Raw genomic sequence first — 25,632 nt, forward strand, 5'->3', positions numbered from 1 at the left:
CGCATGCGCCTCAGCCCTTGACCGCGCCTCCCAGCACCCCGCTGACCAGATAGCGCTGCAGGAAGACGTACGCGGCCACGAGCGGTCCGGCCACGATCATCGTCGCCGCCGCGAGGAGCCCCCAGTGGCTCGTGTACTGACCCTGGAAGGCATACAGCCCCAGGGTGACCGGCGCCTTGTCCGGATCCGGGAGCAGCACCGTCGCAAGGATGATCTCGTTCCAGACGCTGATGGCCTGCAGGATGAACACCGTCACGAGCGCGGGACGCGCCATCGGAATGACGAAGGTCGTGAGATAGCGGAGGTAGCCGACGCCGTCGAGCGCCGCTGCTTCGTCGATCTCGACAGGGATCGACTTCGCGTAGCCGCGCAGCAGGATGGGGCCGATACCCACGGCGACCGACATGATGAGCACGTAGCCGATCTGGGTGTCGTAGAGCCCGGTCCGCAACAGCAGCTGGAACTGGGTGATGATCGCGTTCGGCAGGAACAGGATGAGCACCAGCATCACATTCCACACACCGGGTCGCTTCAGGTATCCGCGTGCGAGCGGGAATCCGATCAAGAGCGAGACGACGGTGCCGATCACCGCGGCGCCGCCGGCGTAGATGACGCTGTTGATCATGTAGGCGCCGAAGTTGCCCTGGTTCCAGGCATCGGGAAAGTTGGCCCAGTTCGGGACGGTTACCAGCCCGTTGGGGTTGGCGAAGAACTGGGCGTCGTCCTTGAGTGCGGTGTTCAGGAGGTAGAGCAGCGGGAACAGGTACAGGATCGCCACGAGGATGGCGAGGAGGTAGTTGATCGCCCGGCCTGCCGTCGGCCGGCGGGATCGGCGGGCGGTTTCGCGGGGAGCGGCGGCCACGCCGCGGTCGTCGTCGCGTGCCGGAACCTCCCGGGTGCGGATGGCGGTCACAGCTTGCTTTCCCTTCTGCGGAGGTACCACATGACCGCGAGGGAGATGATCCCCACAATCACGAACTGGACGACCGAGATGGCCGCGGCATAGCCCTGGCTGCCGCTGACGCCGCCTCCGAAGCCCTGGGCGAAGATCGCGAGCGAGAGCAGCTGTGTGGCCGGGTTGCTCGGGCCGGTGAGCACATACGCGAGCTGGTAGCTCTGCAGCGCCCCGATGATGGACAGCAGCACGTTCGCGGTGACGGACGGCGCGAGCAGCGGGAAGGTGACGTGACGCAGCTTCTGCCACGGAGTGGCGCCGTCGATGCTCGCCACCTCGTAGAGATCCGCGGGGATGGCCTGGAGTCCGGCGAGGTAGATCACCATCGCCACGCCTATGCCCGACCAGATCTGGACGGCGATGACGAGCGTCAGTGCGAGGTGGGGGTCGCCGAAGAAGGCCGAGGAGGCCCCGAAGAACTTCCAGACGGCCGCCGCCGGGCCGCCGCTCGGGTTGAAGACGAGCGACCAGATCAGTCCGATCACGGTGACGCCGAGCACCGTCGGCATGAACACCAGCGCGCGGTAGAAAGTGGTGCCGCGCAGCCGCTGGTTGAACAGCAGTGCGAACCCGAGCGCGAGGACATTGATGATGACCGTGGTCGAGAGCGCGTAGACGAGCGTGTTCCCGAGCGCGTTGAGGTTGTAGCCGAGGTGTGCCGCGGAGAAGAACGTGATGTAGTTCTGGATCCCCACCCAGTTGACGGGGAAGTTCGGGAGGCCGCTGATGTCGGTGAAGCTGATGGCGATCACGGCGATCGCCGGGACGAACGCGAAGACGATGATCAGCGCCTGGGCCGCGCCGAAGGTCGTCAGCAGCGACCCTCGTCGGCCGAACGGGTAAGAGGTGGTCATTGATCCTCGAATCGTGTGGTCCGTCCGGGAGCGGCTCTGCGGCGACACTCCCGGACGGACGCGTGGGGACAGCCTAGAACGCGGCCGACCAGTCCTTCTGCGCGGCTGTTGCGGCGCTTTCGGGGGTGCCGGTTCCGAGCGGGGCGACCCCGACGTAGTTGAACGGGAACTTCGCCGCAGGTCCGGCGTTGGCGTTGGCCGTCCAGATGTTGTCCCACGCGAGGCTGAACGACTTCGTGTAGTCCTTGATCGAGTCGAGGAACGGCGTCGAGGCGATGCCCGCCTGTGCTGGTGCGAAGCCGGCGTCCGCGATGAAGAGCTTGTAGTTCTCCGGCTGCGAGAAGAAGTCGAGGTAGGCCAGGGCCGCGGTCTTGTTCTTCGACGCGGTGGTCGCCGACAGACGGATCTCCACCTTGCCGCCCAAGGTCGCGTTGTCCGCGGCGTTGTCACTCGTCGGGATCGGGAAGTACCCGTACGAGAACTTGCCGGCGACGGCGGCGTCGATCGTCGTCTGGTTCCACGTGCCGTCCGGCGTCATGGCGACCGATCCGTTGGCGAACAGGCTCGGGACGTCGCTGTACGCGACGCCGGCGAAGTTCTGCTCGGCGTAGCCGTACATCGTGTCCACCTTGCTGAGGATGTCCACGAGCTTGGGATCAGTGAGCTTCGCCTTCTGCTTCCAGAGCTGCTCGGCGAGATCGGCTTTGTCGGACTGCGTGGGGTAGGCACCCTGCACAGCGGCGAGCATCGTCAGTCCCGCCGGCCAGCTGTCTTTGCCGCCGATACCGAGCGGGGTCACCCCGGCGGCCTTGAGCTTGTCGGAGAGCGCGACGAACTCGGACCAGGTGGTCGGGACCTGAAGCCCGTGCTTGGCGAAGAGGTCCTTGTTGTAGAACACGCCGGTGTAGTAACTGAGGCCGGTCGGTACGCTGTAATCCTTGCCCTTGTACTTCAGGGCATCGATCACGGTCGGCGTCCAGTTCTTCATGAAGCTCTCGTTCGACAGATCGACGAACGTGCCGGCGTCAGCAGCCTTGGCGTCGAACGACTCCGAACCGGCCGGGACATAGGACGGGGTTTCGATGGGGCTCGCGACGAGAACATCGACGTTGCCGGCGGAGAGTCGGGAGGACTCGACCGACGCCCAGTTGTTCGTGGGGACCGTCGTGAAGACGATCTTGGCGTCCGGGTACTTCTTCTGGAACGCGGCGTTGACGGCCTTGAAGCCGGCGTCGGAGCCCGCGGCGCTGGGGACGAGGACGTTGAGGGTTCCGCTGACCTTTCCGCCCGAGTCGCCGCTTGCGGACGTCGTGCCCGAGCAGCCTGCGAGAGCGATGAGGGCTCCGGCGATCGCGATGGCCACAGCGCCGTGTCTCACCGCCCGGCGTTTCTGCGTGATTGCCTTCATGATGCAACTCCTTTGTCACGTCCCGCTCGGAGCCTCCCGGGCGGGTGGGGATCGGATTCCGTTTTCGGGAAAGAACGGAACAACGTTGTTTCACCCCTATCTTGCTGTCCCCAGAAGAATAATGTCAAGCGCTCTGGACAACGTTGTTCTGAGTCCGTAGTGTTCAACCCTGTCCCCGCTGCCCGACCGTGTCGCAGCGACCCACCCCATCTGGAGGATGTCGATGGAACGACTCTCGCCGGAAGGCCTGCGCGCCAGCTACGAGGCCGCCCTCGAGCATTCCGACCCGCTCACCGACCGGATCTCGACAGACCAGTTCTCGCGGCACTACGCGCAGCGCCCCGCATGGACGATCGGGCCGTTCGCCCGCGACGAGTCGCTGACGTTCCGCCCGCACGGTCAGTGGCCGGACCCGACGGGCATCGGCTGGACGTCGAGCTCTGTCTTCAACCCGTCGCTGATCGTCGACGGCGACGCGCTGCACATGTTCTACCGGGCCTCCCCCCGCAAGGAGTCGACGGCCAGCAGGATCGGCCTGGCGACATACACCGCCGATGGCGGCTGGAGCGACTCACCCGCCAACCCCGTCGTCTACCCGACCACGGACGATGAGCTTCTCAGCTGCGAGGACCCCAAGGTCTACCGCACCGACGAAGGGTACGTCCTCTTCTACAATGGGATCTGGCGGGCAGCGGGCAGCACCGAGGCAGACCGCTACCCGTCCCCCGGCTATCCGATCGCGTCCCTCGGGTGCGACGTGAAGGTGGCAACCTCGACCGACCTGGTGCACTGGGAGAAGCGCGGGCTCGCCGTTCCCTACGAGGTGTCGCGGCTCTGGGCCAAGGGTGCCGTCATCCCGCGTGACCTGAGTGGGCGGGCGGTCCGCGTGGGCGGGCAGTATCTCATGTACCTGTCGGAGGGCTGCGGAGGGAGCCCGTACATCGGACGATCGGACGATCTCGTGAACTGGTCGTTCGCCGAGCAGCCCTACCTCGACCTGTCCGGGCTCGGCGGCACGCTGCTGGAGGTCTCCTGCGCCGTGACGGGGCACGACGACTCCGGCAGCATCGTGCTCGACTTCTTCTACCGCGACGCGTCCGGCGAGTTCGCGGCCGCCCAGGCCCTGTACAACGTCGACGACCCGTTCCGGCAGCTCGCACTGAACCGTGGCGGGTCCCTCTCGTGGGGCGGCCTGGTCCGCTATGACGGTGACATCCTTTTCGCGCAGGGCTGGGACGCGCCCTCCGGGACGCGCGAGATGTACCTCTATCGCCAGGACGTGGCGTGACCGCGGATTCTGCCGACACGATCGACCTCTCGGGAGAGTGGACCCTGCGCGGATGGCGTCAGAACGATTGGCTGCTCGGCCTCACGCCGGAGCGGGCCAAGGTGTCGACCGCCGACATCGGTCCGATCCCTGCGCCGGTCCCCGGCTCGGTCCGCGGGGCGCTCGTGCGCGCCGGCATCGCCCCGAGCGCCTACCGCGGAACGGACTCGCGCGCCTCCGAGTGGATCGAGAACCGGCACTGGACATTCGAGCGCGCGATCCCCACAGCGACACTGAGGGAGAGCATCGCGGGCACCGACGAGCGGATCGTGCTCGAGGCCGACATGCTGGACGGCGAAGGGTTCATCCTCATCGGGGAGACCGTCGTCGGAGAGTTCGCGGACGCGTTCGTCCGGCAGCGCTTCGACATCACCGACAGCCTCGGTCGCGACGGCGACCTGCTCACGATTGTGTTCACCCGCGTCCCAGACGCCCTCGGCCAGAACGGCTGGACCTCCCGCATCCGCGACTGGAAGCCGCGCTTCTCCTTCGGCTGGGACTGGACCCCTCGCACCGTGCAGATCGGCATCGCGGACGGCATCCGGCTTCGGGTGGGTCCCCGCTGGCGACTCGACGAAGTCGTCGTGAATGCCGTTGTGGAACACACGGGAGACGGAACGGTGACAGTGGATCTGCGTCGCTGCGAACTCCCCGCGGGCGTGGCCGTCGAGCTCTCGGTGACCGACGGTTCCGGAACCGTCGTCACGTCGGAGTCCGGCGCGGCGGGCGACCTGCGCACGCTGTCCGTCCCCCGGCCGCGGTTGTGGCACGTGCGCCCGACCGCCGCCCAAGCCCTGTACACCGTGCTGATCGAGGTCCGCGCCGGAGACCAGACGCAGTCGACGAGCCGCCAGGTGGGCTTCCGCACTCTGGAGTGGCGCCGGAATCCCGGCGCCGCGCCCGACGCAGACCCCTGGCTGTGCGTCGTCAACGACCGGGAGATCTTCCTCGCGGGCGTCAACTGGGTCCCGCTGCGCGCTGACCACGCCGACGTGAGCGACGCCGATATCCGCGCCCGTGTCCGGCAATACCTCGATCTCGGATTCAACGTCATCCGGGTGTGGGGCGGTGCACGGGCGGAACGCCCGGCGTTCTACGATGAGTGCGACAGGCTCGGCGTGCTCGTCTGGCAGGACCTCCCGCTCAGTTCCTCCGGGCTCGACAACGAGCCTCCCTCTGACGCGGCGATCGTGGACGAGTTCCGCCGGATCGCGGCCGACTACGTCACGACGCTCGGCCATCACCCCGCACTCGCACTGTGGTGCGGCGGCAACGAGCTCACCCGCGTGACGGCGCCCGCCGTTCCCGGTGCGCCGTTGACGATCGAGCACCCCACGCTTCGGGCGGCCGGTGAGGTGTGCGCCGATCTCGCGCCTGGAGCCCGGTATGTGGCGACGACACCGTCCGGTCCACGCTTCGAGGCCTCCGCTGCCGAGTTCGGCCGGGGCCTCCACCATGACGTCCACGGGCCGTGGGAGTTCGGCGGCGACGAAGAGGAGTGGGACGCCTACTGGGCGGCCGACGACGCCCTCTTCCGGTCGGAGGTGGGAGTGGCCGGAGCCAGCGCCGCAGACCTGCTCGAGGCTTTCGGCCTCCTGCCCGACGGCCTGGACGACGACCGGATCCGCGCGCTCTGGACGCACTCGTCCGGCTGGTGGCTCGCGGGCTTCGACTCCCGTGACCGTCACGTTCCGGTCAAGCTGTGGTTGGACGCGAGCGCGCAGCGTCAGGCGAGGATGCTCGTCATCGCTCTCGAGCGTGCGCTCCGACGTTTCCCCGCAACAGGCGGGTTCATGCTGTGGATGGGGCACGACACGTTCCCGTGCGCTGTGAGCCTGGCCGTCGTCGACTTCTGGGGGCGTCCCAAGCCGGCTGCGCTGGCCCTCCGGAATCTGCTCGACGAGTGCGGCGCGAACCTGTCGTCCGCGCGGCGCTGACCGGGCTCACTTCGCTGCGGAGACGACGACGGCAGCGCTCACCGCGTGGCCCGGCGTCCGTCCGCGCTCGCTCGCGGTCACAGCGACGCTCAGCTCGTGCCCTGCGTCCCTCTGCGTGACGGTGTGGCTCCGCCCGCGAGCGCCCGGGATCTCCTGGCCGTCGCGGAGCCACCGGAACGAGAAGCTCGCCCCGGCCGGCGTCCAGCTGCCGGGGTCGACCGTCAGGACCGACCGCGGCGCCGCCGTGCCGCCGATCGTCGGTGCGACGTCCGGGATCGGCGCCATCCGGGCGGCGATCTGCCGAGGCGTCCCGGTCGTCAGCGTGCCGTCCGAGGCATCCCTCAGCACCGTCACCTTCCGTCCATCGAGGAGAGCGTAGGTCGCCGTCGTCTGCACGGGGTAGAGGATCAGCGCGTCGAGCCCGGCATCGGCTCCCGGCGGGACGGTCACCGTGAGGGTGGTCGCGCCGGCCGCCAGCGATGCGCGCCCGAGGTTCACGATCGACACCGATCCCGCGCCGGCCGGCACCGTCGCGGTCGAGCGGAAGGCGCCGCCGATGGCGATCGCGGCTGATGCTGCCTTCGGCCGGCCCACCTCGCTCAGGAAGACCGAGTACTCGCCTGCCGAAGCCACATCGACCGAGAAAGTGCGGCTGGAGCCCGCCTCGGCGAGCGCGTAGGCCGATCCGGAGAGACGCGTCGAGCCGTAGCGGACTTCCGGAGTGCCGAGGCGGTAGAGGTTCGCCAGCGTGACCGTCGAGTACCCCTCGTAGGCGTTGGGGTTGGTCGAAGTGCTCGAGAACTCGACTCGCACGGAGACGCTCCCGGCGGGGACCGTCGCCAGCGGAGTGGTGTTCACCGACCCGCTGCCCGAGTACCAGGTGCGGGCGTTGTAGCTGAACCCGCTGTCGTCGGCCAGGAGCGTCTGCGCCCCTGACGCGTCCACGGCGAGCACTCTGGCGCGCAGGGTGGTCTGGAACTGAACCAGAGCGGCGAAGTTGAGTCGGAGGGCGTCTCCGACCTGCGCTTGTCCAGCACCGCCCACGGGAACGTCGATGTTGAGCGACCCGCCGTCGAAGATGCGGACGTTGTCGTAGCCGACGCCCTTCACGAAGATCGCATGAGTGCCCTGCCAGTTGCCGTACACGGGCTGCGATCGGGTGATCGGCAGCGCGTCGGCGTAGATCGCCTTCTCGTCCGTGCCGGAGGTGGCGCTCTGGCTCACGAGCGCTTGCGCTGGATCGTTGAGCTGCCCGCCCGGCAGGGCGAGTGCCGCGTCGGCGGGCCGGCCTTGGCGGTAGAGGTCCTCGAACTGAATGGTCTGCGTGGCGCGCTCGACGGTCTTGGCCGAGGTCATCAACGCTGCCGCCTCTGGCACGCGCTTGAGCCGGAGGATGGCGCGAAGCGCCTCGTCCACCGACTCGGCTCCGCTGTTGTTGTTGAGCCCGTCGACGGTGATCCCGTCGAAGGCGAGACCGAGGGCCTGGTCGAACATCGGAACGCCGATCGCGTTCTGCCCCGTCCACCACGTGGCGGCGATCCCAGCCAGGTCGGCGTACTTCTTCAGCCCGGTCACCGAGTACAGCGTGAGGTAGTTCTCGACGTACGACGCCGTCGCGTAGTTGATCGCCGGGAGTCCGGACTTGTTCGGGTTGACCGAGAACGAGCGACCGGAGATGAGGAGGTCGGAGAGGTAGCTGTCCGCCTCCAGCTCGGCCTTCTTGATCAGCGTCTTGTCGCCGGAGAGCTGTCCAGCGAGCGCGAGCGCCTTTGCTTGGATGCTGCCCCATTCGTCCCACTGCCCGCCGGTGTTCGTGACCGCACCGAGGGGATAGGTCATGAAGTCGCCGGATTGGTGCGTGCCGATGCCCTTCCCGAGCCGGCCCGCAAGCGCGACGGCGCGCGCCTTGGCAGCGCCGGCCAGGCTTGGGGCGTGCGCGGCGAGCGCCGACACCGCGATCGACGAAAGCCACACGTCGCCGCCGAGCAGGGCCGGTGCCGACGCGCCTTTCGCCCCGGGGATCGGTGCGACGACCTGCCCCAGCCGTTTCAGGCTCAGCGAGAGATGGGAGGTCAGCTGGGCCGTGAGCGCCGCGTCGCTCTTCCGGATGAGCGGGAGCGCCGTGGCCATGGCCTCGTAGCCTCGCGCCGCCCAGTAGCTGAAGCTGGTCGACGACGACTGGCTGTCGCGCTTGTAGATGGCGCCCGCGGCGTCTCGGTCGACGAAGTTGTCGAAGTCGCCGTCGGTGGCTTGCATCCACATGACGAACGCGAGCGCGAGCTTGAGCTGCTCGTAGCTGTGCGCGTCCCGGTAGGTGCGGTAGTGCTCGGCCCAGACGATGGCGGCGCGCGCGACGTCGTCGAGGGCGGCGATGCCCTCCTGCGGGTCCGAGATCCAGGTGTAGCCGCGGCTGAGGTCGGCAGGGTCGACAGGCGCTGAATAGAGGTGCACGATCAGCATCGGGATGCCGTCGACGGTGACGTGCTCGCTGAGGAAGTCGAGATGCGCCAGGTTCGCGTACACCTCGCTGCGGTCGCCGAGGATGAAGCGGGTGAAGTACGAGACGTCGGCGAGCGTCACCTGTCCGTCGCCGTCGTAGTCGAGCGCTGGATCGGTGGTTCCGGCTCTGACCTGAGCAGCCAGCCAGGTGGCATCCGCCGCGTTCACGACCCCGTCGCCGTTCAGGTCGTCGTTCTTGACGGCACGGATCACCGTAGCTTGTACGGCGGCGAGGCGCAGCGGCGCGTCGCCTGTGTTCGTCAGAGCGACGGTCACTGTCGTTGCGCCGGGCGGTACGGCTCCGGCGCCGAGCGCGCTGCTGGTCAGGGTCTGCCAGGTGCCGCGCGAGGTCGACGACGGTAGTGCGGCGGACGCGATCGCCGTCTCCCCCGAGCTGACGGATCCGACTGGACGGGCGACCGCGTCTTCGGGGGAGACGAACGCGCGGAACGACAGGGTGGGAGTGTCTCCGGGAAGGGGGCTGCTCGCGCTGGCCCCGACGGGGAGCGACTGGCTGATGCCCGCACCGGGCGCCAGCAGCACGCTGCGCAGTGGGCTCGCACCGTTGCCGGACCAGTTGCCGCTTCCGGGCGCCGCGGAGAAGTCGCCATTCGGGACGGCGTAGTCGACGCGCTCACCGGCGCCGCGGATCCCCCACGCGTGCACGGCATGGAACTCGATGGGCGCGGAGGTGTCGTTGTGCAGTTCGAGATAGAGCGCGCCGGCTCCCGCGCCGATGGTCCCGCCGTTCGAGACGAAGCTCGTCTCGGCAGTGACGCGGGCGCCACGAGCGAGCCCCGTCAGGTCGCTCCGCTCCGCGAGGATCGAGCTGCCGTCGGTGAGCCGCACGAGAACGTCGGATTGCGTAGTCACGCCGGAATCGAGAGTGACGTCGACGGAAGCGTGCACCACATCACCGCTCTGGGGGGCATCTCCCGAGCCCACCGGGATGCCCTCCCAGAGAACGCCGCCCGGAGCGAGCAGAACCGACGCCTCGGCGGTGACGGTTCCCGTCACCGCCCACGGGTCGCCGAAGTCGTCGCCTGCGAGCGGGTAGGTGACCGGAGTACCCGCCGCCGTGATCGCCGCGGCGTTCGCCGCTTTCGCCGGCGGGAGGCTGAGCGCGCTCACGGCGACGCCGAGGATCAGCGCCGTCGCCAGCCCCGCCCGGATCGGGCGCTTTCCTGCATCGGCCCGTGTGGGTCGCACCATCGTAACCATCCTCATCGATCGTCAAGGCCGTCCGTCCGGCTTCCGCAACAGGCTAAAACAACGTTGTTTGTCCGCACAAGTGTCGATTGCCGACCGCGCCTTGGGATTCCTGGGCTTTTATGCAACAGTTGGAACACTCGATCAAACAACGTTGTCTCATTGCGTCTCAACCCAGGAATAGGCGGCAGCATGCCCTCCCGTATCGCCTCTGTCCTCGCCGAAGCAGCTCTGCCGGCCGGCGTCTCCGTTCTGGACCGCTCCGTGGACCGGTTCTCGCGTGCCCATGACGCGTCCCACTACCTCCTCGTGCCCTCGGCCGTGGTCCAGCCGACGTCTGCCGAGGAGGTGAGCGCCGTCTTCCGCGCGTGCTCCGCGCAGGGGATCCCCATCACGCTCCGCTCGGGCGGCACGAGCCTGAGCGGACAGGCCGTGAGCGACTCCGTGCTCCTGGACACCCGCCAGCGGTTCCAGAGGATGTCCGTGTCCACCGACGGAACGTCGGTGACCGTTCAACCCGGCCTGACGATCCGTCAGGTCAACGCCCGGCTCGCCCGCTTCCACCGACGCCTCGGCCCCGACCCGGCGAGCGAGATCGCGTGCACGGTCGGCGGCGTGATTGCGAACAACTCCAGCGGTATGGCGTGCGGCATCGAGCAGAACACCTACCGCACCTTACGGTCGCTTGTCGTCACGCTGGCCAGCGGGACCATGATCGACACGGGCAGCCCGGACTCGGACGACACCCTCCTCGACCGCGAGCCCGCGCTGCACACCGGCCTCCGGGAGCTGCGGGAATCGCTTCTGCGCCGACCCGACCTGGTGGCGGAGATCAGGCACCAGTACTCCATGAAGAACACCATGGGCTACGGGCTCAACTCCCTCCTGGACTTCGACCGGCCGATCGACATCCTCGCCCACCTGCTCATCGGCAGCGAGGGAACTCTGGGGTTCGTCTCCGAAGCGACCTTCGAGACGGTGCCGGTTTCACCGTCGATCGCTACCGGCCTTCTCGTCTTCCCCGATCTGCGGTCGGCCACCGCGGCGCTCCCCCACCTCGTCGCTGCCGGCCTTGCCACGATCGAGCTGATGGATGCCACGTCACTGCGCGTCGCACAGTCGCTCAGCGACGTGCCCACCGAGATCGCAGCGATCCGAATCGTCGATCAGGCCGCCCTCCTGATCGAGCACCATGCCACGGACGAGGCCGCGCTGCGCCGCAAGATCACAGCGTTCGAGGAGCTCTTCGGAACCCTCGAACTCACGTCGCCATTCGAATTCGTCACCGACCCCGCAGCCCGGGCCTCGCTCTGGCACGTCCGGAAAGGCCTGTATACAGCTGTGGCAGGCGCCCGCCCGTCGGGCACGACTGCGCTGCTCGAGGACATAGCCGTCCCGGTCGAACGACTGCTCGAGACGTGCGAGCGACTGAATGTGCTCTTCTCTGCGCACGGCTACACGAACACGGTGATCTTCGGGCACGCCAAAGACGGCAACATCCACTTCATGATCAGCGAACGCTTCGACGACCCAGACCACGTCGCACGCTACGAACGCTTCACCGCCGATCTGGTCGACCTCGTCCTGGAGCAGAGGGGGACCCTGAAGGCCGAGCACGGGACTGGGCGCATCATGGCGCCGTTCGTCCGCCGACAGTTCGGTGACGAGCTGTACGAGGTCATGCGCCGGATCAAGCGCCTGTTCGACCCGCTGGGCATCCTGAATCCCGGTGTGCTCCTGTCGGACGACCCTTCCTCGTACCTCCACAACCTGAAGTCGAGCGCTTCGGTCGAGCCGGAAGTCGATCGCTGTGTCGAGTGCGGATACTGCGAACCGACCTGCCCGAGCAAGAATCTCACGCTGACGCCACGTCAGCGGATCGTGCTCCGGCGGGAGATGCGAGCCGCGGAAGACCGAGGTGACACAGGACTGCTGTCCGAGCTCGCGGCCGACTACGACTACGACGGCGTGCAGACCTGCGCCGTCGACGGCATGTGCGCGGTCGCCTGTCCGGTTGACATCAACACCGGCGACCTCGTCCGGCGACTCCGCGAAGAGACCGCAAACCGGTTCACCGGTGCAGGCTGGAGTCTCGCCGCAAAGCATTGGGGCGCGGTCACCCGCGCCGGCGGAGCCGCGCTCACGCTCGCCGATGCTCTTCCCGCACCGCTCATCACCGCCGCGACCGATGTCGGCCGCGCGCTGCTCGGCGCCGACGAGGTGCCCCGTTACTCAGGCGATCTCCCTCGCGGCGGCCGCAAGCGACCGGCGACCGGCGAGACCCCCGCGGCGCAGGCGGTCTTCTTCGCGGCGTGCATCGGCACGATGTTCGGCCCCGGCGGCGACGGTGTCGGCAGCAGCGAGGCGTTCCGGTTGCTCGCAGGGCGGGCCGGCGTCGCGATCGTCGAGCCCGAAGGCGTGGCCGACATGTGCTGCGGGACGCCGTGGAAGTCGAAGGGCCACACGGACGGCTACGCCACGATGTCCGAGCGCGTTCTCCCGTCTCTCCTGGCGGCGAGCGACGGCGGAAGGCTGCCGATCGTGTGCGATGCCGCCTCTTGCACGGAAGGCCTCGAGACGATGGCAGAAAAGGCAAGGTCCGCCGGCCCGCAGTACGCCTCATTGCGATTCATCGACTCCGTGGAGTTCACGAACACGAATCTCCTCGGCAAACTCGCCGTGACCACCCCCTTGGCCTCCGTCGCCCTCCACCGCACGTGTTCGACAACGGCACTCAACGTGAACGACCACCTGGCCGGCATCGCACGGGCCATCAGCGAAGACGTCTACGAACCCATCGACTGGGGATGCTGCGCGTTTGCCGGAGATCGCGGCATGCTCCACCCCGAACTGACGGCATCCGCGACAGAAGTCGAGGCATCCGAGATCAACTCCCGGACGTTCGAAGCCTATGCATCGGCGAACAGAACGTGCGAGCTGGGCATGTCCCGGGCGACGGGACGCACCTACGTGCACATCCTCGAACTACTCGAACAGGCGACTCGCGCAGGGTAGGCGACCCCTTCGCGAACCTCCGCCGGCGTGTGACGCCTGCACGCGTCCGCAGGTTCAAGGTGAGCATCGCTCCTCTCCCTCACCCCCACGTCCACGTCGCGTCGCCGACCGCCTGGAGAATCCGGTCGTCGAAGTTCACCTCGCACCGACCGGGGGCGTCGAAGATCATCGTCGAGCGCCCGTCGTCCCACGGTCGCCACTGCTCTCCTGGACGCCCTGTTCTCGCGAAGTCCGCCCATGCTCCGCCCACTGCTTCGGCGACTTCGAGGGCATCCGCGGTCGCGCCGGTCTGTCGCTCGCACAGGCCTGCGTTCTTCTGCACGAAGGCGATCTCGGCGCTGTGGAAGGTGCCGGGCCGGGCTTCGAGTACCGGGGTCTTCCAGGCGAACTGGTAGAGCCAAGCCTCCCCGCCCTGCGCGACCTTGGCTTCCGCTTGGCGCACTGCCGCCACCCGCATCGGAGCGGCCTTGATGGTGGCGAAGAGGCCGAACGGCGACTCATCAGGGTAACGATCCTTGTACGCAGCGAGCACATCGTCCACTGCGGAGGCTCCGAGATCGGCGAGGAGTTCCGAGCGGACATCGCTCCAGGTCATTGTCTCGGCACGGGGATTGTCCAGGCCGTTCACGAACTCGTTCTGGTTCGCTCCGACGATCAGCGGCACCCGAGCCGAGAGCGCGCCGGCGCCCGGAGCCGAGGGATCGCCGAGCAGAGGCTCTGCGATGATCTGCCCGTCGTGGACCGGCCGCCAATCCGTGAACCCGAAACCGGCCGCGACATCGACCAGCGCACTCATCGGAATCCCGTCGAGCTGATCGGGCTGGACTCCGATACGCCCGAGAACCTCGCGAGCCTGTGCTTGCGAGGCGTCGGGGTCCAGAATGTCGGCGAACGAACCGCTCTGCACGACAGCCTTGTGGAAAAGTCCCTGGGCCGACGGCATGGAGAGCAGGCACGAGACCTTGCCGCCACCGCCGGACTGCCCGTAGATCGTGACGTTCCCCGGGTCTCCACCGAACGATGCGGCGTTGTCGCGCACCCACTGCAGCATCGACACGATGTCCTGCATTGCGAGGTTCGCGCTGTCCTCGTAGCCGGTCAGCCAGCTGAGGTCGAGGAAGCCGAACAGGTTGAGGCGGTGGTTCGAGGTGATGACCACACAGTCCTCAGAACGTGCGAGGTTCGCGCCGTCGTACGCCAGCAGGTCGTTTCCCGATCCTCCGGTGAACGCTCCGCCGTGCAGATAGACCATGACCGGCCGCGCACCGACCAGGTCGGGAGTCCAGACGTTCACCCGCAGACAGTCCTCGCTCTGAGCCACCGCCGCTGAGCCCCGATAGAAGACGAACGCGTCTTCGTCGCCGCTCAGGCCGAGGTTGTTCTGGCCGAGGGCTTGCTGAGGCGCCTGCGGACCCCAGAACAAGCAACTCCGCACGTCATCCCAACCCGCCGGCTGCCTCGGCGGCCGAAACCGGTTCGGCCCCGCAGTCGATCCGCCGTAGGGGATTCCTCTGAAGGCGAGCGCTCCGCGCTCGACGGTGCCTCGGACCCGACCGTACGTCGTCTCGGCGTCGACCAACGGGAACACTGATCCGTGCATCTCTCTCCTCACCACAGTCGCTTCGCCGGCTTGCGCGGGTCGTCCTCGGCGCTGCGAAACTCACCGACAAGCCTGTGCTTGCCCTGTCCGACCTCGATGAACGCGTCGTCCGACCCCGGCAGAGTCACCCGGGCTCGAAGGCCCAACGGGACATCGACGTCGATCGTGAAGTCGGTACCGCGCCGGCTCCACTCCACGCCCACCTCGCCGTGCGTCGTGAGGTGACGGGTGGCAGCCTGCGTGAGACCGCCGCCGGGCCGCGGCTTGATCACCACGACGTCGCTGCCCGGCTCGGGGAGGTTGAGCCCGGCCACGACCCGGTGCATGAAGTCCGCGACCGCTCCGAGGGCGTAATGGTTGAACGAGGTCATCCCGCCGGGATTGATGGAACCGTCGGGAAGCATGCTGTCCCAGCGCTCCCAAATGGTCGTCGCCCCCATGCCGACCTGATAGAGCCACGACGGCGGCTCGTCCTGCAGCAGGAGATGGTACGCGTGGTCCACTCCTCCGGCGATGGTGAGCGCGTCGCAGACCAGAGGGGTTCCGACGAACCCCGTGGTGATGCGGTAGTCGGATGCCGCGACCAGCTCGATCAGTCGCGCTCCCGCCCGCGCGGCCTGCTCCGGAGTCGCGAACAACTCGAAGACGAGGGCCACCGAGATCGACGTGACGGTGTCGCTGACGAGCCGGCCGTTGGGCGAGAGGAACTCCTTCTGGAACGCAGCGACGGCGCGCTCGGCGACCCGGCCATAACGCACCGCGTCTTCGCTGTGCCCGAGTACGATCGCCGACTCTGCGAGCAGCCTCGCGGTCAGTGCGTGGTACGCCGTCGCCACCAGGTACTTGTCTGTGTGGCTGGACCCAGGACTGTTAGGTGGAGCGGCCGGGTCGAGCCAGTCGCCGAGTTGGAACCCGGTGTTCCAGAGTCCCGTCTGACCGGTGAGGTCGTCGACGAGGTCGACCCACGCCGTCATCGACTCGTACTGATTCGCAAGGATCGATGGATCGTGATCATGCTGATACAGCGCCCACGGGACGATGACGGCCGCGTCTCCCCACGCGGCCGTCGGAAAGTCGGGGAAGCCGCACTCCACCCACGGCACGAAGTTGGGAACGTGACCGTGGTCTCTCTGCTCGTGCGCCACGTCCCGGAGCCAGCTGGTCAGCACGCCCTGGGCCCCGTAGAGGTAGAGGGCCGTGGGGGCGAACACCTGGATGTCACCGGTCCACCCCATCCGCTCGTCACGCTGGGGGCAGTCCGTGGGAAGATCCACGAAGTTGTCACGCATCGACCAGACGATGTTCTCGTGGAGACGGTTCAGCCCGGGGTGAGAGCTCGTGAACCATCCTGTGCGCTGCATCTCGGAGTGCACGACGAGGGCCACCACGTCGACCGTGTCGATGTCCCCGGGCCACCCTTCGAGCTCGGCGTACCGGAAGCCGTGAAGCGTGAAGCGCGGTGTCCACTCCTCCAGCCGACCGCCGGCCAGTGTGTACGAGTCGATCGAGACGGCGGTGCGCAGGGGGCGGACTCCGAGTTCGCCGTTCTCGATGACTTCAGCGTGGTGCAGCCGCACAGTCTCGCCAGCCCGCCCATTTACTCGGATTCGCAGCTTTCCGGCGATGTTCTGGCCGAAGTCGAGGCGGATCCGGCCGGAGGCCACGCGTTCTATCGTCACGGGTTCGAGCACTTCGGTGACGCGGATCGCCGGACCGACCGGCGCTTCGATCGTGGCCGGGAAAGCATCCAGTGCGAGCAGCTCCGGTTGCGCCCACGATGTCGCGTCGAAACCCGGCATGCTCCACCCCCGAGGCAGCAGCCGCGCATCGTAGGTCTCGCCCTCGTACAGACCCGCCGCAGTGATCGGGGCAGGCCGGTACTGCCACGAGTCCGCGAGCGGGACCCGCAGCAGCTCGCCGTCGGTCAGAGTGAGCTCGAGCTGAACCAGCGCGGAGACGTCTTGGCCGTAGTAGTCCCAGAGGCCGCCATCGAAGCCGATCCGTCCGCGGTACCAGCCGTCTGCCAGCCAGACCCCGAGAGTATTGCGACCCGGTCGGAGGCGATCGGTGATGTCGGCGGTCTGATAGCGCAGCCGATGCCGGTAGCTCGTCCAACCGGGCGCCAGCACGTCGGGTGACACGGGTCCACCATTGAGCTCGAGCTCATAGACGCCGTGCGCTGTCGAGTACACCCGCGCGTGTCTGACGTCATCGATGCCGACCCCGACAGAGGCGAGATCCCACTCGTTGCGGAGCAGGTAGCCTGGCCGCGGCTCGCCCTGGGAGGCGGACGGGGACGGCGAGACGAAGGGTTCCGTCCAGTCGGAGCGTTCGAGCAGCCCCGCTTCCACGGACACGCTCGCCGACCACGCTGAGTGGCCGTCCGCGGTGGACACCTGCACCCGCACGCTCACCCGCTCCCGTGATCGAAGAGGCGAGAACGGCCACGCGATCGAAGCAGCGGTGCCCTCTGCGTCGTAGACGCTGACGGTCTCGTCGGACGCACGGCATTCGACGGTGAACGACGTTTGAGGCGAGTCGCCGCTCACCAGCCACGAAAGACGCGGCCGCGTTTCCGCGATGCCGAGCGTGGACGCCCCGCGGCGGTTCTCGAGCCAGAGTCCGTCGACGGACACAGCCGCGTCGGTGAAGGTGGATGTCACTATTCTCCTGTGAGTCTGAGTGTGCGATGCGTGGGGGCTCGGTCAGCCCTTGACGGAGCCCGCGGTGAGGCCCTTCATCACGCGCTCGTTGAGGAACAGATAGATGATCAGCGTTCCGAAGACGTTGACGCAGATCGCCGCGAACGTCGGGCCGTACTGCACGGCGCCGTACTGTCCGGTGAAGTTCAGCAAGCCGACCTGGATCGTCTGGAGGTCGCTGCTGTTCGTGAAGGTGAGCGCGATCAGCAGGTCGTTCCAGAGGAAGAAGAACTGCACCAGCCCGACGGTGAAGATCGCGTTGCGAACCATGGGGAAGCCGATCGACCAGAAGGAACGGTAGATGCTGGCGCCATCCAGGGTCGCCGCCTCGAATATCTCGTGCGGCACGGCACGGAAGAACGTGGCCATCATGAAGACGGTCAGCGGGAGGCCTCCCACCGTGTACGTGATGATCAGCGGCCACAGCGTCCCCGTCAGGCCCGTCTGGTAGTAGATCGTGAACAGCGGCAGCAGAATCATCTGGCCGGGCACCATGACGCCCGCCAGGAAGAGCAGCAGCACGACGCTGCGGCCTCGCCACACCATGACCTGAAGTGCGAACCCCGCGGCGACGCCGAGAAGGATCGTCAGCGCCAGCGAGGGGAAGACCGCGATGACCGAGTTCTGGATGTAGTGACCCAGGTTCCCCGTCGTGAAGGCGTCGACATAGTTGACCGGGTCGAGGCTGGAGGGCAGAGACCAGAAGGGTTCGTTGAGGAACTCGTTCTGTGTCTTGAACGATCCGAGCAGAATCCAGATCAGCGGGTAGATCTCGATCACCAGCAGGACGGCGATCAGGATCCGCACGGGCAGGCGCTTCATGAAGCGGAGAGCCTTCGGCTCGCGGCTCGCTCCGGGGATCTCGCCCCGGGTCGCCGCATCGGGGAGGCGGTCGGTGGTTGCTGCGGACACGATTGCTATCCCTTCGTGATGTCGCGGCGCGTGGAGCGGAAGATGAAGATGGTGACGATCAGGCAGAGGATCGTCAGCATGAAGGCGATCGTCGAGCCGTAGCCGTAGTCGCCGTACGTGAACGCGGTCTGGTACATGTAGAGCGTCAAGGGCGTCGTGCCGTTGCCTGGGCCGCCGTTCGTCAGGGCGAGCACGGAGTCGAAGACCTTGAGCGTGCCGTTGATGCTGAAGATGATCGACGACAGCAGCACCGGCAGCGACAGAGGAAGCACGATCGTTCGGATCAGCTTCCAGCCGTGTGCGCCATCGAGGCGCGCCGACTCGATGATGTCGTCCGGGATGTCGACGATGCCGGCGTAAAGGAGAACCGCGTAGAACCCCATCGAACGCCAGATGTCCATCATGACGATGACCCAGAAGGCGGAGTCGGCGTGGCCGAACCAGTCGACACTGGGGAGGCCCACCCAGTTCAGGACGGAGTTCACCGGTCCGAGGGTGGGGGCCGACTCGAACAGCTTCTGGAACAGCAGCGCCACCGCGACGGTCGGGAGCACCACGGGGAAGAACACGAGAGTACGGATGAGACCCGATGCCTTGCGGAGGAAGAACACGTACATCAGGGACAGCAGATAGCCGAACACGATCTGTCCGATCGTCAGGACGATCGCGTACTTGAGGGTGAACGCGATGGCTGCCCAGGACGCGGGGTCCTGGAAGAACTTGACGAAGTTGTCGAGTCCTGCCCACGTGAAGCCGGTGACGATGTTCCCGCTGAAGGTTGTGTAGCCGATCGACCAGACGATCGGGACGAGCATGATGAGGGAGTAGAGCAGTAGCGCGGGTCCGACGAGGACGAGAACGGCGCGCCGGTCACCGAGGACGGATTTCATGGGCTGGGCTTTCTGAGTCGGATTGGCGCGACCGTTCCGGGCCGGGAGGCGGGCTCCGGGCCCGGAACCGTCGACGTGGTGCGTCGGACTACTTCGCGTCCTGCACCAGCTGCATGAACTGAGATCCGTTGATCGATCCGTTCACGAGCTGGCTCGCGTTGTTCGAGCTGACGGTGGTCGCCTTGGCGGAGAACAGCGCTTCGAACCAGAGCACGCTGGTGGTGGTCTTGGAGGCGACATCCTGCACGGTCTTGGTCAGGCTGCTAACGCTCGACGGCTGCTTCGTGATCGTGAAGCCGGAGACGACTCCACTGTCGGCGAGCACCTGGTTGCCGTAGTTCTTCGCGATGCAGCCGACCCAGTCGCCCACCTTGCTGTCGAAGTTCTTGCTGGCGAAGGTCACGGGGACCCCGACGTTCGAGGGAACCTGGTCGATGCTGCCCTTGCCGCCGCTGACCGCGGGGAACGGCATGTAGCCGATGTTGTCTTCGCCGATCTGGTTCTGGCTCTTGTCGGCGAAGTTGGCGAGAACCCAGCTGCCGTTGTACATCATGGCGGCCTTGCCGGTCAGGAACGAGTTGATCATGGTGCTGTAGTCGATGGATGCGACGGCGTCGCCGAAGAATCCCTGCTTGCCGAGGCTCGCGACGGCGTCAGCAGCCTTGACGTAGGCGGCATCGGTCAGCTTCGCCTTGCCGTCTGCGACGTCCTTGAGGGCGTTCGGGCCGAGGTCGCGGAAGATGTAGTCCCCGATGAGACGGGTGATCGGCCAGCCGTCCTTGCCGTCTGTCGAGATCGGCTGAACACCGGCCGCCTTGAGCTTCACGGATGCGTCGACGAGTGCGTTCCACGTCTTCGGGACCTCGATGCCGTTGTCCGAGAAGATCTTCTTGTTGTACCAGATGCCTTCGATGTTGAACTCGGTCGGGAGCACGTACAGCTTGTCGGTGTCATAGAGCTTCTCGATGGTCGACTTCGCGGCCGGAAGGATGTGGTCCGAGACGCCGGCGACGCTCGAGAGGTCCTTCAGCTTGCCGGCCGAGATGAACTGCTTCATGAGGCTCGGGGTGCCCGCCGCCATCGACATGTTCGGCAGTGCGTTCTGGCCGGCGAGGAGCTGCAGTTTCTGGTCGAAGCTCGAGCCGGGGTTGGTCGTCGCCTTGAGCGGGAGTGCCTTGTTCTCCGCGGTGCACTCGCCGGCGCTCAGAGTCTTGAGCGTGCCGACGATCGTGGTGTTCTCGGTTTGGCCGAGGTAGTTGAACGCGGTGTTGCTGCCACCGGTGCTGCCGCTGGAGCAGGCCGAGAGCAACACCGCTCCGGCACCGACGACCGCGAGGGCCGAAACCAAGCGCGCGCTGCGCCGCTTGACTGCTGTGGTCACAATTCCTCCTTGAATGCGAGCCTCTTCGAATGTGAAGCGCTTCAAAAGGCAGAGTGGCACATGGCTTACTTCATGTCAACTACGGTACTGTTTGATTTGAAGCGCTTCATAATCCCACGACAAATCGGTCGGCACGGCAGGCCGGGGACGGATTATGCGACGATTTCTAGACAATGGACTCTTGTCCGGTTAGCGAGGCCATCATTTCCGGAACAACGAAAAGGGGCAACGACGCTCCTCGCCCCAGCATGGCCGACGTGGCGCGGCTGGCGAGCGTCTCCCTCGGGACCGTTTCGAATACCTTGAACAACCCGGACAAGGTCAGCGATTCAACGCGCCGACGTGTGCTCGGGGCGATCGCCGAGCTCGGCTTCGTCCGCAACGACGCGGCCAGATCGCTTGCCGCGGGAACCAGCACGACGGTCGGGATAGTGCTCGCGGATCTCGGCAACTCCTTGTTCGTCGACATCGCGCGAGGCGCTGAAACTGCGCTGCGGCGCCGAGGAATGAACCTCCTCATCGCTGACAGCGCCATCGACATCGACCGCCAGATGAACTACCTCCAGACGTTCGAGCAGGCTCGGGTCGCCGGAATCATCCTGGCGCCGCTGGACAGCGCGATCATCGAGGAGCCCACCCGTTTGACGTCCACGACGCCGGTGGTCCTGGTCAACTATGAGTCCCGTCGCCACGTCTACTCCGACGTTGTCACCGACGAGCGACGGGGCGGCTACCTGGCCGCACGGCACTTGCTGGATCTGGGCAGGCGACGGATCGCGTTCGTCGGCGGGCCGCTCTTCTTGACGGCGGTCGAGCGCCGCTACGAAGGTGCGCGAGCAGCCGTCGACGAAGTCGAAGGTGCGACGCTCGAGTTCATCGAGACGCTGGGCGTCAACATCAAGCACGGCAAGCAAGCAGGACGTCAACTCGCCGCCGCATCACGGCCTCAGCTCGACGGTGTGGTCGCCGCCTCCGACCTCATCGCGATCGGGTTGATCCAGGTGTTCGAAGAGACACCCGGATTCAGCGTTCCACGGGACATCGCCGTCGTCGGATATGACAACAACCACTTCGCCTCCGAGAGCAGCATCCCCGTATCGACGGTGAGTCAGCCCGGCGAGGAGATGGGTGGCGTCGCCGCCGGCCTGCTGCTCGATGAGATCTGGGGCCGTGCGAAGAGCGAGAAGCAGACCGTGGTGCTTCCGCCGACCGTCATCCCGCGCAAGAGCACCCTCGGCGACGCCTGGCGCCGAGACTGACCGAGGCGCACTCCTGACCGAGCGGTCGGCGCGCTCGCCCAGGAGTGGCGCGTCACCCGCTAGTCACTGACACGTCCTCGGCGCCGCAGTCCGGCGACTGCCACGGCCAGAGCGCCGGCCACGATGGCGAGCGCCGCCAGGAGGATGCCCGGGCCCACGTCCGTTCCGGTGTGCGCGAGCGCACCGGCCGGATCGGCCGGATCGGCCGGTGTCGCCGGCAGCGGGGCGGCCTCCGTCAGCACGACGCCGGCGTCCCAGGTCGCGTCGATTCCCTGGGTGGCGAGAACGTCTGCATGGCGGTAATCCGTCGCGAGTGCGGCATTGCCGTCGTCGAGGACGATGGTGCGAGTCAGGCCGGTTCGCGGGTCGGCGTCGGAGTCGCCGGCGTGGTTCGTGCCGGCGTTCTGGGTCGTGAACCGGTAGCGGCTCTTCTGATCGTCCGTCAGGACGAACTGAACCTGGTATTTTCCGGCCGGCAGCTGGTCGAAGATGTAGCGGCCGTCCGCGTCGGTCGTCGTGGTGGCGACCACACTGCCTGTGTCGTCGAGCAGTCTCACCCCGACGCCGGGCAGCGGCTTCTCGTCGCCGTTCTGGACGCCGTCTCTGTTCGTGTCGATCCAGACGTAGTCGCCGATGGCGTATGTCTTGGTGACGAATCCGAAGTCGAGCGTCGAGTCGCGGTCGCCGTCGTGCTGCAGATCGCCTGGCAGAGACGAAGCGCTTCCCGTGGAGGAGTCCCCGGCGCGATCGCCGACACCGGGAACGGTCGGAACGTAGTTCGCCAGCGCGGCCTTGGACGCCACCTGATCGACCGTGACGGTGTACGTCTGGCCGCCCGTGAGTGCGGGCAGGTTGCCGAAGGTGTAATTGCCGTCGGCGTCCGTGGTCGTCGGTCCGACAGGGTTGCCGTCGACGTCCGTGACCGGCTTGCCGTCGGGTCCGGTGAGGGTGAGGACGACTCCGTGGATGCCCGGCTCTGCCGGGTCCTGCCGTCCATCGCGGTTGGTGTCGACCCAGACCCTGTCGCCGACGGAGACCGTCTTGATCGGGTCGATCGTGGCTGTGCTCGTTCCGATCTTGTTGACGATCGGGACGCTGATATCGGTCACTTGGACCGCGAAGTACGCGGCGATCGCTCCGCCGGCTTGAAGGAGGGTTCCCGGCTTCTGCTGGAGCGAGACCGTCTTGGTCGTCGCGTCGTAGCCGGCGATCAGATTGCCGCCCATGTCGACCGGTCCGTCGGTCGGGTCGGCCGCGGTGGCGGCGTTCGCCGCGGAGACGAAGCCGAGGAACCGCACCGCCGAGGGCAGCAGGTCGGCGACCGGAACGATGACGACGTTGTTGTAGCTGCCGTGGGGGATGAACTCGACACGGTACACGTAGGTGTCGTTCAGCAGGTGCCCGGCGCCGTCGGTCTTGGCCTTGAGCTCGCTCACCCACGACTGGGTGCCGCCGTCGTAGAGGGTCTTGCGCACCTCGGCCTCGTTACCGTACGAGGTGACGTCGCTGGAGGTCGAGGACCAGTAGAGCGGCTTGTCGCCGGCGCCGAAGAGCGTGGCCTTGTTGGTGATCGACTTGCTCTCCTTGCCCTGGAAGGGCAGCGTCGTCAGGGCGATATGGGCGACGAAGGCCTTGTCGGCGCCACGGCTGGTGACGATCCCTTTCCCGGTTTCGCTGAGCGCGATGACGAGGTTCCCGTCCGCGTCGGTGCTCGCGATGAAGTCGGTGCGCGCGAGTGCCGCACCGGCGTAGGTGCCGGTGATCCTCACCGTGCTCGGGTCGACCGCGCCGTAGACGTTCTGGTCAAGGTAGTCGACGATCGAGCTCGTGCGCAGGTCGACCCCCGTGCCGGCGGAGACGGAGAAGGTGTAGTCGATCGTCGCGGACGCGCCGGGGGCGACGGTGGCGTCCTCCGGCTTGCTGGTCTTGGTGAACACGCTCGAATCGTTCACTCCGCCGCTGGTGTCCGGCATCTTCACAACCGTGACGTCCTTGTTGGCGGTGTACGGGGCGCCGTTGCTGTATGCGTAGCTCGCGGCGTTGCGCAGACGGTAGGGCGTCGCGTCCTGAACCGTCGTCGATCCTCCCTGCGCGAGGCCGGCGACGGTGTTGACGACGGCCTTGACCCGGATGGAGGCGTTGGTCGTGTTGTCCTTGCCGACATTGATCAGCAGGGTCTGTCCGCTCACGCAGTACTGTCCGACGAACGCGTCCGCTGCGAACGCATCCGCGGCGGGGCAGCTCGCTGCCGGGGTGAGCGCGAGGCCGGACGACGTGACGAAGTCGGACGCCGCCGTGTTCCAGCCGGCCTGGGCCGGAAGCGGGTCGCTGATCACGACGTTGCGACTCAGGGTGAAGTTGGGGTTCGCCCCGGTCCACTGCCGCAGATCGGCCTTGAGTGTGTAGGTGATGTCGACCGGAGGGGTGAGATCTCCGGCAGCATCGGTGACGACGTTCTTGCTGTTCCAGTCGGAGTCTTTCGAGAAGGCTCCGCCGAGGCTGACTCCGGCGACCCGGCCCTGGAGTTGCACAGAGGCTGACGCAGAGCCGGTGCCGAAGGTCGCGGTGTTCTTGAGCTGGATGCTGAAGCTCCCCGGCGCACCGCCCAGCGCGTCGTACTGGGCTTGCAGCTGGGTCCGGAGGCCGGCCACGTCGTCGATGTGCACCGTGTACGTGAGCTTCAGGATCGACGGTCCTGGCACGTCGACGGTGCTCGTGAAGGCGTTCCCGCTCACCGTCGGGGAGAACGGGAAGGCGCCGGTGGTTCGGTTCAAGCCTTTCGCGTCCCAGCTGGTGAGCTGGCCCGCGAAGGACCCGGCGACATAGGACAGTCCGGCCGGGAGCTGGTCGGTGATCGGGAAACCGGTCCGCGCGGTCGCCGAGTCGAGCTCGAGCGTGTAAGTGAGGTCGGCGTTCGCGACCCGCGGATCGAGCGTGACCTGTCCACCGTCGACGCTGACGTAGCTGTTGAGGTTGTTCGGCGAGACACTCTTGTTCTGCCCATTGCCGACGTTGGCGAACTGGTCACCGCTGTGGCGGACGATCACGGTCACCGACTGCTGCTCACCGTCGACGGCCCAGGTGACCGGCACCTCCGTGCTGCTCACCACGTTGTCGACCTTCAGGTTCAAGTCGAAGACACCTTGGTTGACGTCGGACGGCCACGGATCCTTGAACGTGATCGACACCGTGTTGCCGTTCTGTGTCACCGCGCCGATCGCCGTGTTCGTCGCCGGCACGCCGGTCAGGGTGACCCCGGAGCCGATGGTGAAGGTGACGGTGGAGCCTGGCTGCACCGTGCTGTCGTACTGCACACGCAGCGTCAGCGTGTCACCCTCGTTGACCACAGGGACGCCGTTGTAGGTCTGGCCGTTCAGCACCAGGTTCGACGTGATGCCGGGCGTCGCCGCGGCCGCCGAGATCGTCGCCCCGATCGCCGATACGACGCCGAGCAGCAGTGCCAGCAGGACCGCGATGGCCCGAGTGGTCAGCGGACGGGACGTGTGCCCGGGATCGGGCTCATGGGTTGACAAGATCTGGCTCCGGGTTGCAGACAGCGTCGACGTACGCGACGGATTGACGGCCGACAGGACATGCCGATACGGGTCCAGAGCCTAGGAATCGGCACCTCCTGCGACCGCATCGGACCTCGAAAAGACGTTCCGTCGGGGGTCAAATCCGGCG

14 protein-coding genes are annotated in these 25,632 nt (G+C 66.9%); 4 read left to right on the forward strand and 10 right to left on the reverse strand.

Features of this window, described 5'->3' with window-relative positions:
* Window positions 1-10: 10 nt before the first annotated feature.
* From KNO15_RS23375 to KNO15_RS15270, 3 genes are all read right to left on the reverse strand, one after another.
* Window positions 11-913, reverse strand: coding sequence for a carbohydrate ABC transporter permease (locus KNO15_RS23375; RefSeq protein ID WP_241704628.1), 903 nt, complete (start codon window positions 911-913; stop codon window positions 11-13).
* The gene (locus tag KNO15_RS15265) at window positions 910-1,809 is read right to left on the reverse strand and encodes a carbohydrate ABC transporter permease (protein ID WP_241704629.1); all 900 of its coding nucleotides are present in this window, start codon (window positions 1,807-1,809) and stop codon (window positions 910-912) included. Before KNO15_RS15265 ends, KNO15_RS23375 begins: the two co-directional genes overlap by 4 nt.
* Window positions 1,810-1,882: 73 nt before the next feature.
* On the reverse strand, window positions 1,883-3,217 hold the full coding sequence (locus tag KNO15_RS15270) for an ABC transporter substrate-binding protein (protein ID WP_241704630.1): 1,335 nt from the start codon (window positions 3,215-3,217) through the stop codon (window positions 1,883-1,885).
* A 223-nt stretch (window positions 3,218-3,440) separates the two neighbouring features.
* Between KNO15_RS15270 and KNO15_RS15275 the strand changes: the two genes are divergently transcribed.
* Window positions 3,441-4,505 carry a hypothetical protein gene (locus tag KNO15_RS15275; RefSeq protein WP_241704631.1) on the forward strand — a complete coding sequence of 355 codons (1,065 nt, stop codon included), beginning with the start codon at window positions 3,441-3,443 and terminating at the stop codon, window positions 4,503-4,505.
* On the forward strand, window positions 4,502-6,481 hold the full coding sequence (locus KNO15_RS15280; protein ID WP_241704632.1) for a glycosyl hydrolase 2 galactose-binding domain-containing protein: 1,980 nt from the start codon (window positions 4,502-4,504) through the stop codon (window positions 6,479-6,481). Before KNO15_RS15275 ends, KNO15_RS15280 begins: the two co-directional genes overlap by 4 nt.
* A 6-nt stretch (window positions 6,482-6,487) precedes the next feature.
* Here KNO15_RS15280 and KNO15_RS15285 read toward each other — a convergent pair whose 3' ends face one another.
* Window positions 6,488-10,192, reverse strand: a complete 3,705-nt coding sequence (locus tag KNO15_RS15285; RefSeq protein ID WP_241704633.1) for a dockerin type I repeat-containing protein — start codon at window positions 10,190-10,192, stop codon at window positions 6,488-6,490.
* A 189-nt stretch (window positions 10,193-10,381) separates the two neighbouring features.
* Between KNO15_RS15285 and KNO15_RS15290 the strand changes: the two genes are divergently transcribed.
* Window positions 10,382-13,204, forward strand: coding sequence for an FAD-binding and (Fe-S)-binding domain-containing protein (locus KNO15_RS15290; RefSeq protein WP_241704634.1), 2,823 nt, complete (start codon window positions 10,382-10,384; stop codon window positions 13,202-13,204).
* 79 nt (window positions 13,205-13,283) lie between these two features.
* On the opposite strand, the gene KNO15_RS15295 is transcribed toward KNO15_RS15290, so the two are convergent.
* The 5 genes from KNO15_RS15295 to KNO15_RS15315 all read right to left on the reverse strand — a co-directional run bounded on the left by KNO15_RS15295 (window position 13,284) and on the right by KNO15_RS15315 (window position 20,689).
* On the reverse strand, window positions 13,284-14,804 hold the full coding sequence (locus KNO15_RS15295; protein WP_241704635.1) for a carboxylesterase/lipase family protein: 1,521 nt from the start codon (window positions 14,802-14,804) through the stop codon (window positions 13,284-13,286).
* Window positions 14,805-14,812: 8 nt separating this feature from the next.
* Complete coding sequence (locus KNO15_RS15300) at window positions 14,813-17,467, reverse strand: alpha-L-rhamnosidase (RefSeq protein WP_241704636.1); 2,655 nt, start codon at window positions 17,465-17,467, stop codon at window positions 14,813-14,815.
* Window positions 17,468-17,509: 42 nt separating this feature from the next.
* The gene (locus tag KNO15_RS15305) at window positions 17,510-18,418 is read right to left on the reverse strand and encodes a carbohydrate ABC transporter permease (protein WP_241704637.1); all 909 of its coding nucleotides are present in this window, start codon (window positions 18,416-18,418) and stop codon (window positions 17,510-17,512) included.
* A 5-nt stretch (window positions 18,419-18,423) separates the two neighbouring features.
* On the reverse strand, window positions 18,424-19,308 hold the full coding sequence (locus KNO15_RS15310) for a carbohydrate ABC transporter permease (RefSeq protein ID WP_241704638.1): 885 nt from the start codon (window positions 19,306-19,308) through the stop codon (window positions 18,424-18,426).
* 88 nt (window positions 19,309-19,396) lie between these two features.
* A complete protein-coding gene (locus KNO15_RS15315; protein ID WP_241704639.1) occupies window positions 19,397-20,689 on the reverse strand; it encodes an ABC transporter substrate-binding protein in 1,293 nt (430 codons plus the stop codon).
* 248 nt (window positions 20,690-20,937) lie between these two features.
* Here KNO15_RS15315 and KNO15_RS15320 point away from each other — a divergent pair, with 248 nt between their 5' ends.
* Window positions 20,938-21,948 (forward strand): LacI family DNA-binding transcriptional regulator, encoded by a 1,011-nt coding sequence (locus KNO15_RS15320; RefSeq protein WP_241704640.1) that lies wholly within the window; start codon window positions 20,938-20,940, stop codon window positions 21,946-21,948.
* A gap of 59 nt (window positions 21,949-22,007) precedes the next feature.
* Here KNO15_RS15320 and KNO15_RS15325 read toward each other — a convergent pair whose 3' ends face one another.
* On the reverse strand, window positions 22,008-25,481 hold the full coding sequence (locus KNO15_RS15325; protein ID WP_241704641.1) for an SdrD B-like domain-containing protein: 3,474 nt from the start codon (window positions 25,479-25,481) through the stop codon (window positions 22,008-22,010).
* Window positions 25,482-25,632: the final 151 nt, after the last annotated feature.

The organism is Leifsonia shinshuensis (genome assembly GCF_022606355.1).
Taxonomy (GTDB): Bacteria; Actinomycetota; Actinomycetes; order Actinomycetales; family Microbacteriaceae; genus Leifsonia; species Leifsonia shinshuensis_B.

What these genes read in the sequence shown, in the direction of transcription:
- KNO15_RS15295 (WP_241704635.1), bottom strand. Translation starts at nt 14,804, where the DNA reads ATGCACGGATCAGTGTTCCCGTTGGTCGACGCCGAGACGACGTACGGT.
- KNO15_RS15270 (WP_241704630.1), bottom strand. Translation starts at nt 3,217, where the DNA reads ATGAAGGCAATCACGCAGAAACGCCGGGCGGTGAGACACGGCGCTGTG.
- KNO15_RS15275 (WP_241704631.1), top strand. Translation starts at nt 3,441, where the DNA reads ATGGAACGACTCTCGCCGGAAGGCCTGCGCGCCAGCTACGAGGCCGCC.
- KNO15_RS15310 (WP_241704638.1), bottom strand. Translation starts at nt 19,308, where the DNA reads ATGAAATCCGTCCTCGGTGACCGGCGCGCCGTTCTCGTCCTCGTCGGA.
- KNO15_RS15320 (WP_241704640.1), top strand. Translation starts at nt 20,938, where the DNA reads ATGGCCGACGTGGCGCGGCTGGCGAGCGTCTCCCTCGGGACCGTTTCG.
- KNO15_RS15285 (WP_241704633.1), bottom strand. Translation starts at nt 10,192, where the DNA reads ATGGTGCGACCCACACGGGCCGATGCAGGAAAGCGCCCGATCCGGGCG.
- KNO15_RS15290 (WP_241704634.1), top strand. Translation starts at nt 10,382, where the DNA reads ATGCCCTCCCGTATCGCCTCTGTCCTCGCCGAAGCAGCTCTGCCGGCC.
- KNO15_RS15265 (WP_241704629.1), bottom strand. Translation starts at nt 1,809, where the DNA reads ATGACCACCTCTTACCCGTTCGGCCGACGAGGGTCGCTGCTGACGACC.